10 protein-coding genes and 1 riboswitch are annotated in these 10,796 nt (G+C 60.5%); all 10 genes read right to left on the reverse strand.

The window, feature by feature from the left end; genetic code table 11:
- A partial coding sequence (locus A2I95_RS22885) for an FAD-binding oxidoreductase (RefSeq protein ID WP_291733553.1) occupies positions 1 to 354 on the reverse strand: 354 nt, incomplete at its 3' end.
- A 4-nt stretch (positions 355 to 358) separates the two neighbouring features.
- Positions 359 to 1,594 carry an aromatic ring-hydroxylating dioxygenase subunit alpha gene (locus A2I95_RS22890; protein WP_291733555.1) on the reverse strand — a complete coding sequence of 412 codons (1,236 nt, stop codon included), beginning with the start codon at positions 1,592 to 1,594 and terminating at the stop codon, positions 359 to 361.
- A 105-nt stretch (positions 1,595 to 1,699) separates the two neighbouring features.
- Positions 1,700 to 1,899, reverse strand: a riboswitch (cobalamin riboswitch).
- A 231-nt stretch (positions 1,900 to 2,130) separates the two neighbouring features.
- Positions 2,131 to 2,775 (reverse strand): DUF1523 family protein, encoded by a 645-nt coding sequence (locus A2I95_RS22895; protein WP_027257433.1) that lies wholly within the window; start codon positions 2,773 to 2,775, stop codon positions 2,131 to 2,133.
- A gap of 10 nt (positions 2,776 to 2,785) precedes the next feature.
- Positions 2,786 to 3,052: a hypothetical protein gene (locus tag A2I95_RS22900; RefSeq protein ID WP_027257432.1), complete on the reverse strand. Its 267-nt coding sequence runs from the start codon at positions 3,050 to 3,052 to the stop codon at positions 2,786 to 2,788.
- Between the two features lie 2 nt (positions 3,053 to 3,054).
- Positions 3,055 to 4,416: a DUF6638 family protein gene (locus A2I95_RS22905; RefSeq protein ID WP_291733558.1), complete on the reverse strand. Its 1,362-nt coding sequence runs from the start codon at positions 4,414 to 4,416 to the stop codon at positions 3,055 to 3,057.
- A gap of 124 nt (positions 4,417 to 4,540) precedes the next feature.
- A complete protein-coding gene (locus tag A2I95_RS22910) occupies positions 4,541 to 5,236 on the reverse strand; it encodes a hypothetical protein (protein WP_291733560.1) in 696 nt (231 codons plus the stop codon).
- Between the two features lie 26 nt (positions 5,237 to 5,262).
- Positions 5,263 to 7,200, reverse strand: coding sequence for an ATP-binding protein (locus A2I95_RS22915; protein ID WP_291733561.1), 1,938 nt, complete (start codon positions 7,198 to 7,200; stop codon positions 5,263 to 5,265).
- A gap of 105 nt (positions 7,201 to 7,305) precedes the next feature.
- Positions 7,306 to 8,427, reverse strand: coding sequence for a hypothetical protein (locus A2I95_RS22920; protein WP_291733563.1), 1,122 nt, complete (start codon positions 8,425 to 8,427; stop codon positions 7,306 to 7,308).
- 421 nt (positions 8,428 to 8,848) lie between these two features.
- Positions 8,849 to 9,931, reverse strand: coding sequence for a hypothetical protein (locus A2I95_RS22925; RefSeq protein WP_291733565.1), 1,083 nt, complete (start codon positions 9,929 to 9,931; stop codon positions 8,849 to 8,851).
- 171 nt (positions 9,932 to 10,102) lie between these two features.
- Positions 10,103 to 10,726, reverse strand: coding sequence for a class I SAM-dependent methyltransferase (locus A2I95_RS22930; protein WP_291733567.1), 624 nt, complete (start codon positions 10,724 to 10,726; stop codon positions 10,103 to 10,105).
- Between the last annotated feature and the right edge of the window lie 70 nt (positions 10,727 to 10,796).

Raw genomic sequence — 10,796 nt, forward strand, 5'->3', positions numbered from 1 at the left:
GGTGAATACACCCGCCGGGCCCGACGCTCTGATATGCCTCCCCGGCCTCAGGTGGTCCAGCATCCAGCGGGTGCCGATGCTGTCTCCTTGTGCCTTCACTGTCACCGAGATCGACAAAGGCCGCGACGGCGAGGAACTGATGGTATAGGTCCGCCAAACGGTCCCTTCCGGCACTGGCAGCTCCAGCGTCAGGAACTGGCCCGGCTGGTATTTGAACCACGCGCCCGACGGCGCGCGGAAGCTGAAAGTGGCGGTGTTTGGCGCTTCCGGCACAACCGAGACGCATTCCAGCATCTCGTCGTCCTTCCACGCCAGGGTTTCGTCCAGCGTCTCGAAATTAGCCTGCAGTCCCATGTGCTTACTCCGCCGCGATCAGGTGACGGCCGGTCAGCGCGCGGGTCAGGTGCTCGGCATACCAGTTGGAGAACTGGATGACGCCGCTTTCCTGCACCTCGGAATAGGGGCCGGGTTCATAGGCGGGGGAGTTGATGCCCTGCTGGTTGTCCTCGACCACGATGCGATCCTCGTCATTGGTCGCCATCCAGACCTCGGTCAGGCGTGTGATGTCATAGTCCTGACCCTCGACCGCATCCTTGTGCACCAGCCATTTGGTGGTGACTTCAGTCTCGGTCGGGCTGATCGGAGTGACCCGGAACACCAGCGAATGATCCGGCAGGAAGTGGTTCCAAGTGGTCGGATAGTGGAACTTCAAGAGCGTGCCGGCATCGGCAAAGGGCACCCGGCCCAGCGGTTTGGCGACTGCCGCCTTGCCATCCATGGTATAGCTTTCCGCGCCCTCGTTCAGCGGCATCCGTGCCAGCCGGTGCTGGCCGCGCGCGCCCATGCGGAACTGCGACGGAACCCCTGCGGCCTCAATGCGGTCGAAATGCTTTTGCAGATGCGGCGGGGTCTCACCGCCCTCAACACCAGTGACCGACGGATCTTCCGGGAAAGTCCGGCACAGCGACGGGTGGTTGCCTCCGCAGTGATAGCACTCACGGTTATTTTCCCAGACCAGCTTCCAGTTGCCATTCTCGATGATCGAGCTTTCAAAGGCCACCTTGGCATTGCCCAGATCATGCGGCGCCAGATAGGGACGGGCGACGTCGGCGAAAGCATCGAAATCCGGTGCTTCATCGGCCAGGCAGATATAGATCAGACCGGCCAGATCACGGCAGTGCACCGGCTTCAGCCCGTGTTTGGAGGCATCGAAATCCGGCCCCATGTCCCGCGCCCACAGCAGTTTGCCGTCCAGCTCGTAGGTCCACTGGTGGTAGGGGCAGACCAGTTTGGGCGAGTTGCCCTTCTTGGCCTTGCACACAACCGAGCCGCGGTGGCGGCAGGCGTTGTGGAAGGCGCGCACTTCGCCGTCGGTGCCGCGCACGATGATGACGTTATAGGCGCCGATCTGATGGGTGACATAGTTGCCCGGCTTCGGCACTTCGCAGGCGGGAATGGCAAACAGCCACTCGCGGTAGAAGATCTGCCGCATGTCCAGATCCAGCACACCCGGGTCGGTGTAGAACGCCTGTTCCATGGAATAGTTCTTCTGCCGGGCCACCAGTTTGGCCAGAATTTCGCTGTCCTGAAGCATCTGCTTCTCTCCTTTGCCGCAACCCCGCGGCGTGTTGGCTGGGTGCAGGCATGAGGAGAGAGATTGCAGGCCGCACGCCCGCAACCGCCCTGCCGCCGCCCGCGGTTGACGTTATCTTGGCAAGGCTGGTTTCCGGACTGTCCCGGGGCCTTAAGATGGCGGGGCATGGCACCTTCCCGAAGGCATTCCTTCAGTGGTCTTTACCAAGCCTAACCCGGGGTCACCGTTGCGGGGGCAGTGCCGGAATTTCACCAGCTTCCCAATTCTCCGCCCCAAAGGACGGCACCTTGCTAACCGCCAAATTGCCCTAAAAACTGCCGTCCTTCGGAAACAAAACCGACCCGGCGAAACCGGAATAAGACATGCAGGTTTTCTTCTGCCGCCACAGCCTCATGCGGCAGATTCTCATACCGGCATTCGCCAGCCTGTTTGCGGCAACCGCTTATCTTTCACACAGTTACCTGCGATTCGCCCGGCAACCCGATTCGGCCTCGTCGCCGCGATATGAAAAAGGCCGCCAAACCGGCGGCCCCTTGTCACTTGGATTTCCAGCTGTCCAGCCAGCGCCGGACGCGGCCCTTACGCTCGGCAATCGCATCGCCCGCGGCATACAGGCTGTCCTCGACATTCTCGACCATCGGGTCGATCCGGGACCGGCGGAACCGGCGCCAGCGCACATAGATAGCCCACATCACCGCCGCCAGCAGCACCAGGAAAATGATCGAGAACCAGTTCGTGGGCTTGTCCTCCGGCCCCGCAACCGGATTGATCGTCACTGCATTGGGGAAGACCGACAGGAATTCATTGCGCCAGCCGTAGTGCATGATGGCCACCCATTCCGGGCTGGCCTTGGTCGAGATGCTGTCATTCGCATCGGTGTACAGATTGGCGGTGTCGAACTTGAAATAGGGCGGCCAATTCCAGCCGGTATCCTCGTTGCGGTAAACCATGTTGCGCCCATTGGGGCGCACCGCCTGGATGAACTGCACATCGCGGTTGATCAGCTCCGCCGACTGGTCGTCCGGCTGCGACCAGAAGATCCGGGTCCAGTCGTTCAGCTCCTGCCGTTCTTCATAGGTGTTGACGATGCGCACCACGTCGTACTGCGGCAGCGTGTAATGCAGGAAGGCGCCGAACAGCACCCAGATGGTGATCAGGATAGCCCATTTGATGAAACGCATGCGTTACACCTCACATGAAGTTAATGACGTAGACCAGAAGCGCGATTGCCCCCAGCGGAATGATATAGACCAGCAGGATCAGCTTGCGCCGGAACGACCGGTCATACTGCCGCAGCCCCCGTTGGATGAAGGTGCTGCGGTCGCCGGTCAACCCCTTCTGTTTCCAGCGCCGTTTCAGTTTGGCCCGGCGCACCTCGCGCGAATAAAGCGAGACCGCACCATAGGTCACAGTCAGCACCACCAGAAGGATCAGGATCAGGCGGATGAAGCCGAACATCTCTAGCGCCCCCGCACCCGGTTCACGGCGCCCCAAGGACCAACCCGCTCGACCATTCCCTTGCGCTGGACCCGCGGCAGCGCGGGCGAGCGCCCCTCCATATCCGGCTCATGCCCGAACAGCGCGGCGCGCGCGCCGGCCTTGTCCACCGCATACTCCCGCGCCAGGAACTCAGCCGCATAGGCCTTTTTCGTCTCCGGCCAGCCCCGGTACTGGCGGTAGAATTCTTCTTTGTGGCAGATGAACATCTGGCGGAAGTCATGCGGGCACAGCTCCGCCAGCAGCATATTCACCAAGTCCCGCTGGGCAGTGTCCGACGCCCGCAAGGAATAGAAATAGGCCGGATGGTCCGAGCGGATCTTCGGCCATTTGCCGCCCCCCTCGGCCCAGCGCACAAGTGCTGCCAGCCCCTCGAACTCCTCCGGCAGCTCTTCGGCATGGCGCGCCGCCAGCCGCCGCAAATCGGACCGCGACAGCCCCGACAAGTCCCGCCCCTTCCCGGTCAGAACCGAGACCGCCAGGAACCCCATCTTCTGCCGCAGGATCGCGGCACCATCGACGCCGCGCGCGCGGATCACCGGCTCGGCCAGCCCGTTCAGATCCAGAAACTTGGCAATCGCATTGCGCTCGCTCAGATCAAACACATGGGTAAGCGGCACGTCCTCCGGCTTTGCCCCGCTGGCAATCACCGCCGGATGCTCTTGCCCCGGAAACACATAGAGGCCCCCGAAATGCGCGGTCCAGAAGTTCGACTGCGCGAACACCTCATGCTCCAGATGCACCGGGTTGCGGGTCACATCGCCGGTCTTCTCGGCGGTCGAGATCATCTCACCGATCAGCGCATCATCAAACCAGGCGTCCTCACCGGTCTTGAACCGTTCCACCAGTTCAGCCAGACGGTCCGCATGGCGCAGGGTGCCGCGGGTGGTATCCGCCTCGATCCGCACCTGCTGAATGTCGAACAGCTTAGCTGGGGTGGAGACCTCAAACACCGAATTCACCAGCTCGCCCGCCACCGCATCGGTTGCCGTCAGCGCAAACAGCTGGCGCTCATTGACCTCGATAAACCGGCGCAGAATGTCCCGGCTGGTAGAGAATTTCACATGCAACAGCGGGCAGCGCTTCTGCTCGGTGCTGAGCAGAATGAACTGCCGGTTGACACCCGCATGGTTCAGATAGTGATCATCCCCCAGCTCATCCCCGATTTCGGGCGAGAAGCCCGAAATATCAACGTGGAAATCCGTCAGCGCCGTGGTCTTGCCGGTCAGATGCTTAAGCGCGCGATTGTACCGCTCCACCAGCGCGGGCGAGGCGACGTGGAAGAGATTGCCGAACATCAGGCCATGCTGGATGAGGCGTTTCATGTTGTCCTCCTATCCGTATCACACAAGCGATGCGCCCGGCCCGAGGGTGGGTGCGGAACGCGCCCGCCCTGGGGGGCGGGTCGGGCGCGTCGCGGCTTCGCCGCGAAGTATAACGTCAACCGCATCAAATCTTCGTCCTCAGCAAAGCTTTCATCGGAACAAATGCAGCATCAATACGATTGCGAAATGCGTCATCGTCATTGAAAGAGTCGTTCAGCTTGCCCTCAAGCTCGAGGCGCTCTCCTGCGTCTTTGTCAAACTCTTTGTTCCACTGTTCGTCTGAAATTTGTCCAGACCTTTGCATGTCACATAACGCACCATGCCTTTTTTCTAGCACCCCATACCTAGTCACATCGTTCGTAAACTCTCGTTCTATCTTTTTCACAGGTTCAAAAGCGTTGGCTATGTCAGATGGCCATCTAAGTTCAGCCTCTGCAAGAAGTGCGTTGACGTCATTCAGTACCTCTCGTGAACGCCGCCACCGATAAAGGCGGACCTTTCGATCAATTTGATCGGGCACTTTTTTCTCTTCAAAGAAATCAAGATCTGTGGATGTCAGAAACGGCAACCGGATAGCATGTAGAGATTGCCGGTAGCGATACATCTCCGCTGCCAACGCTTTTGCAAAGTCGGCATCGCGTTCTTTCTTCCACGTAGTGAGGCCAAAGTAAGCTGTTAGTGCTGCTGCGACAGCCGCCCCTGCAGTAACAAGACTTGCAATCACCTCAGACATCGGATGCCCATTCACAATCGCTGGAAACATTTTCGGAAAGAAATCATTGGCTAACCCAGCAATTGCCACGACCAAGAACACTAACATCAGCCACCTGAAGACCCGATCAGGATTCACCCCTTCCCCTCCAGATAGCGCCGCTTGGCCTCTTCCTGCCGCCCGAAATCGCGCACCATGTTTTCAATCGCCACCTCGTCCGACTTGTCGGCATAGCGGAACTCGCTGTCGGCGTAGCGGTTGATCTCCTGCACCACCATGTCGACCGTGATCGGCACCCGCAGCTCGGCAATCATCGCGGATTTGGTGTCATAGTCCTTGAACAGGAACAGCTCCGGGTTCTCCATCCATTCATCCGGCAGCTCAAAATCCATCGCGCGAACCTTGACCGCATCGGTGATGTTCTTGATGGCCCGCCCGGTAAACCGCTCATCCGCAGCTTGGATCGCCTTCAGATAAGTGCCGAGCTTGGCCAGATCATCCAGCTCACCAATCTGATCCTGCACCCGGCCAAAGACCTCCATCAGCCCCGGCTCCTGCGGGCGGTTATAGGCCTCGAAGGAGCGCGCGACGGCCTTCTTGATCTCCTGCGCGCCGTACAGATCGTGCTCGCCCAGCGGGATCTCATGGTTCTTGCCCATCAGCAGCGTCAGGATGTCGATGTAATCCTCGCGCGTCTTCGGCCCGTCGACCAGGAAGCGCGCCCCGGCCCGCTGGCGCAGCGCGTCGTCCACATTCTCCGGGTAGTTGGAGAACATGCCAAAGGTGCAGTTGCCGCGCACCACGGTGTTGGCGCCGGCAAAGGCCTCCATGAACACCGCCGTCACCTCCTGCTGGCCCGCGCTGGACTGCCGGTCGCCGCGTTTCCCTGCGATCTGGTCAATGTCGTCGATGGTGCCAAAGCCGATCACGCCCGGGTCGATCACGTTCTGGATGAAGCTCTTGGCGTTCTGGCCCGATTTGCCCTGATAGCTGTCGATATTGTCGATGCCAAAATTCTGGTAGCGGAAGGCATAGCCCGCATTCTGGCAATAGTCATGCACCAGCCCGGCCATCATCTGAATGAGGGTCGTCTTGCCGGTGCCCGGCTTGCCGTCCCCCATGAAGGTGAAGATAAAGCCGCCCATCTCGGCAAACGGGTTCAGGCGGCGATCAAAATCATAGGCCATCAGCATCTTCGACAGCCGCAGCGCCTGGTATTTGGCGATATGGTTGCCGACCACCTCATGCGGTTTCTTGAACGCCATCGTCAGGGTGGTGGATTTCGCCTTGGCCGCAACATCAAAGCCGCTGATGGTCAGATCATCCGCCTCCACCCGCCAGGCAGCGGACGTGAACGCTTCCAGCCGGCCTGCATTCTGTGCCCGCAAAGCAGCCTTCTCCAGCAGCTGCTCGGCATAAGCCGCAGTAGCGGCGATCAGATGCGCATCGTCAGGGGCATGCAGCGCCAGCTTCTGATCCAGCTCCCACAACACGCCATGCAGCGCCAGCGGCGCATTATCCGTCAGCAGCTCCTCCGCCTCGCCCACCTCAGCCTGCGCCTCAGACCCATGCGGCGCCAGCAAAAACGCCGCGGCATTGGCAAACACATGCGCCGACACCAGCGCCTCCGCCGCCAGCAATTCGGTGAACTCACCTTTGCGGGCCGCGTCCAAAGACCCCGCCAGATTGGCCCGCTTCAAATCACCCAGACCAGACACATCCGCATAAGCCTCCCCCATCGCCAATGAGAGCGCCAGCGCCCGGCGCAAGGCATGCTGCAAGGTCGCCTGCAGCGGAGAGGTCAGCGGATCATCCTCATCCGCGGCTTCGATGCGAGCAATCAAATGCACCCCTTCGGGCCGCGCAGTGGAACGGGTCACCAGCCCCGGCGTGGTCGAGCGGAAGCGCCGCCGCGTGCCAATCCCTGCCGACCGCTCCGGCGCTTTCCCCTCCACCGCGGGTTTGGCAATCCGCGGCGTGTGATCGAACCCCTCCAGCAACGCCGCAGCTGCCGCATAATGCTTGCGGATATCTTCTTCCCGCAGCTCCATCTGATTGCCTGAAATGCTCATATCACCCTCTCAATCCACGAACCGCAAACCGAAGTCCTGATCCGCTCTTCATCTTTTCAAAAATACTCCCGCCGGAGGCTCCCGCCGCTGCAACAGCCGCAGGCCTCAATACCGAAGCACCTGACCCGCCTCGCTCACCACGAACTTCTGAACATCGCCAAACCCCGGCGGGTCCAGTTCTGCCAGCACCTGGAACGGGCGCTGCGGCAGGATGATCGCGCGCTGGGTGCGGGTGGCGCCGGTGTCCGCACCGCGGCCGCCAAAGGGATCGAGCGCAAAGATTTCCCGCTCCACGGAGCCGAACCAGCCCGAACGCTCCTCGCGCACCTCTTCGCTTTCCAGCTCCTCCAGCGTCCAGGCCAAGGCCCAGTCCTGGCCCGCAGGCGCCTCCGCTTCCTCCAGCACCTGGTGCAGCGGACCGGACTGTTCGGTATAGGCCGAGGAATACATCGGCCCCACATGATAGCGGCGCAGGTGCTTGGGGTGGAGGTCGTCGAAATCTTCGTCAAACCCCTTGGCGATGGTCACCAGCTTCAGCCCGGCCAGCGCCTGCGCCATCAGATGCGTCTGCACTTCGGGCCAGCGGCGCTCATCCTTGGGCAAGGCAATCTTGCCGCTGTCTTCCAGCTCCATCAGGTAGATCACCGGCAGGTTCACCTGGCTGTCATAGGCGGCCCAATGCAGCAGGAAGCGCCGGCGGCGCTCGCCGATATTTTCCAGCCATTCGCATTCCGGATCATTCCGGGACCAGAACAGCTGCCCCTTCAGCAGTTCCTGATAATAGAGCCGCTGCGACAGGGCGAATTGCAGCTTGGAGGGTGCCGTGCGGTCCGAGATGATGGTGCGCACCATGTCGTTCTTGAGCGTATCTTCGCTCGCCATATTGGCCAGATGCCGCTCTGCCTGCTGGGCGTCATTGGCCATGGTCATCAGCTCTGCCGCAACCGGAAAGCCGCTGTCGCGTTTGTCCATCGCCAGACTGCCGAAAAACCTGCCCGTATCGCGCCCCGCCATCAGGTATTTCATCGAAAGCGCGCGGAAGGTGAAGTTCAGCCGCATCAGATAGGCCGTCAGCACCTTCACATCGGATTTCGACAGCCGCCCCTCCGCCTGCATCGCCGCCGCCACCCGGGTCAGATGCCGGATGATGGTCTCGAACTTCTTGAAATACCGGCGCGACGCGAAGGTATCGCTAAGGCCCGCGTGGTCGTGAGAAGGATCGGTCATACCACTGCCCCTTCCGGGCGTACCACCTGTGGCACGGACAGCGCCCGGCCGCCCCCGTCAAAGCAAAGGTTTGCCTCCGGCAAAACGGCGGGCGCTACGCTCCCACCCGTGGCCGCGAACCGCCCTGTGTTATTCTTCAATTTCAATGGCGACATTTTGCTCCGGCTTTCCCAGGTTTTTCCGCGGGGACGGAGAACTCACCCAGCCCCTGCAATGGGTTTCACGCTTTGAGCTTTCTTCAAGCGTGACCTCAGATGAAGTGCCGTGCCGACCATACTGCCTGCTCCCGCCGCAAACAGTATGGCTTTGGAAAGGGTGGTATATACCCCAAGCAACAACAAAAGCAGAGCGAGGCAGCAGAAGTCCAACCACCAGTCACGCCAGCTCTTCGGTTTTTGCAGCAATGGAAAGCGCAACTGCCTCACCCCCCATACAGATTCTTGTCGTGCTTCTCGACAATCGCGGCAAACCGGCGGGCAAAGCGTTCATCCGCCTTGGCCTTCTTCTCCAGCACGTCGCGGGCAAACACCATGTTGTCCTCATGCGCTTCCAGCATGTCGGCCATCTTCTGGTTAGTGGCGGTGCCGATCGCGGCCATCGCAGTCTGGGCTTCCTTGTCGGTCTGCACGCCGATCTCGTTGATCCTATGCGCCACATCCTGCTGCTGCGCGGTTTTCAGCGATTTTGTCAGCGCGTCATACAGCACCACCCGCTGCGCCGTGTCCGTTTGCAGCTTGTTGATCAGCACCATCTGCGTCGCTGCCTGGTTCTGCAAACTGTCGACCCAGGTCTTGCCCTTCTCGATATAGCGCTCCAGCGTCTGGGATTTCGCCAGCTTCACCTGCTCGTCCTGCACCATCGCGTTGTACTTGGCGTTGAGATCGGCCAGTTCCGTCTCCAGCTTGGTGCGCGCGGCGGCGTCCTGCTCGACCGAGATCTTGTTCTCCAGCTCGATGATCTGCGGATCCAGCGCCACGATCCCGGCGCGTACGGCTTCCAGCTCCTGCACTGTGAATTCGCGGTCGTCCAGCGTCGCGGTCAAGTTCGCCTGCACCTTCTCGCGCTGTTCTTCCAGGGTGGCCAATTGGCCGTCCAGAAGCGTCACGATGACGTCCGACTTGGCAATCAGATCCTGCAGCTTGTCATCAATATTGGCGGTGCGCATCCGCTCCTGGCGCATGGAGTCCGACTTGCCGCTGCTGAAGAAGCCGACAAAGCTCTCCCAGCCGGTCTTGCCCCGCATCTCGTCAAAATCCTTGGAGAAGGCCGCCGTCACATCGTCCAGCCCCATGATCAGCTCGGCAATGTTAGCATTCATCACGTCCGTGTGGGCGTGCACATCCTCCAGCGTGGCATTCTCGATGTCGATGCTGGCATCCTCGCCCGCTTCGATCTTGCTGCGCGCCCTTTCAATCCTCGAGGTCAGCGCCTCGATCTTGGACTGCGACTCCCGGACTTTCTCCTGGCTCTCCGCCACCATCTTCTCAAATTGGGAAACACTCATAGTATCCGTTCCTTCCCCTGAAATACTTGATCTGGATATAGGAATGTAAAAATGATTTACATCCCCTGGGGTGGTACAATTCCACCCGGTTCAGACGCACTGTTGCAGAGAGGCCGCACAAAGAAAAGCCCCGGAGAACACTCCGGGGCCGCTTCGCTGAATTGCGCCGTTTCACATGGTTTGCTGCTTGCCCAGAACCAGAAAGGTCATCATCCCGAAGGGCGGAATGCTTTCTTGCTGCTCGATGCTCAGCCGGTCCTCCTGCAGCACCGTCTCCAGCGCGAAATCCGAATGCCAGCCGATCACATTGGCCAGCGGCGCCGAGAGTTTCTCCAGCGACGCCCGCACCCCTTTGCCGCTTTTGAAGTGGTTCGTGATCACCACCTCGCCGCCGGGTTTCAGAATGCGCGTTATCTCGCGCATCACCTGGTCCGGATCCGGCACCACCGAAAGCACATGCATCGCAGCCACGGTGTCAAAGGAATTGTCCGGAAAATCCAAGCTGCGCGCATCCATCTGGCGCAGCTCCTTGACCTGGTTCAGGCCCAGTTCCTGCACCTTTCTTTGCGCCTTCTTCAGCATGTCATGGCTGAAATCGATGCCAGTCACCTGCAGATGCGGTGCGTAATGCTTCAGCGACAGCCCGGTGCCGACGCCAACCTCCAGCACGCTGCCCTGACGGGTGTTGATGTAGCGGGCCGCGCGGCGGCGGCCCGAGCGCGTCACCGCGCCAAAGGTCTTGTCATAGACCGGCGCCCAGCGCGCGTAAGATTCTTCAACTGCCTTGATATCCAATTCGTCCCTCCCCGGACGTCATGGGCTAGTCCTTTGGCTTTGAAACCAGCCCCCAAATTACCATCACAAC

This window comes from Leisingera sp. F5, assembly GCF_001593695.1.

Coding starts and splice junctions, on each gene's coding strand:
- A2I95_RS22915 (WP_291733561.1), bottom strand. CDS start 7,200: ATGAGCATTTCAGGCAATCAGATGGAGCTGCGGGAAGAAGATATCCGC.
- A2I95_RS22900 (WP_027257432.1), bottom strand. CDS start 3,052: ATGTTCGGCTTCATCCGCCTGATCCTGATCCTTCTGGTGGTGCTGACT.
- A2I95_RS22910 (WP_291733560.1), bottom strand. CDS start 5,236: ATGTTAGTGTTCTTGGTCGTGGCAATTGCTGGGTTAGCCAATGATTTC.
- A2I95_RS22895 (WP_027257433.1), bottom strand. CDS start 2,775: ATGCGTTTCATCAAATGGGCTATCCTGATCACCATCTGGGTGCTGTTC.
- A2I95_RS22905 (WP_291733558.1), bottom strand. CDS start 4,416: ATGAAACGCCTCATCCAGCATGGCCTGATGTTCGGCAATCTCTTCCAC.
- A2I95_RS22920 (WP_291733563.1), bottom strand. CDS start 8,427: ATGACCGATCCTTCTCACGACCACGCGGGCCTTAGCGATACCTTCGCG.
- A2I95_RS22890 (WP_291733555.1), bottom strand. CDS start 1,594: ATGCTTCAGGACAGCGAAATTCTGGCCAAACTGGTGGCCCGGCAGAAG.
- A2I95_RS22925 (WP_291733565.1), bottom strand. CDS start 9,931: ATGAGTGTTTCCCAATTTGAGAAGATGGTGGCGGAGAGCCAGGAGAAA.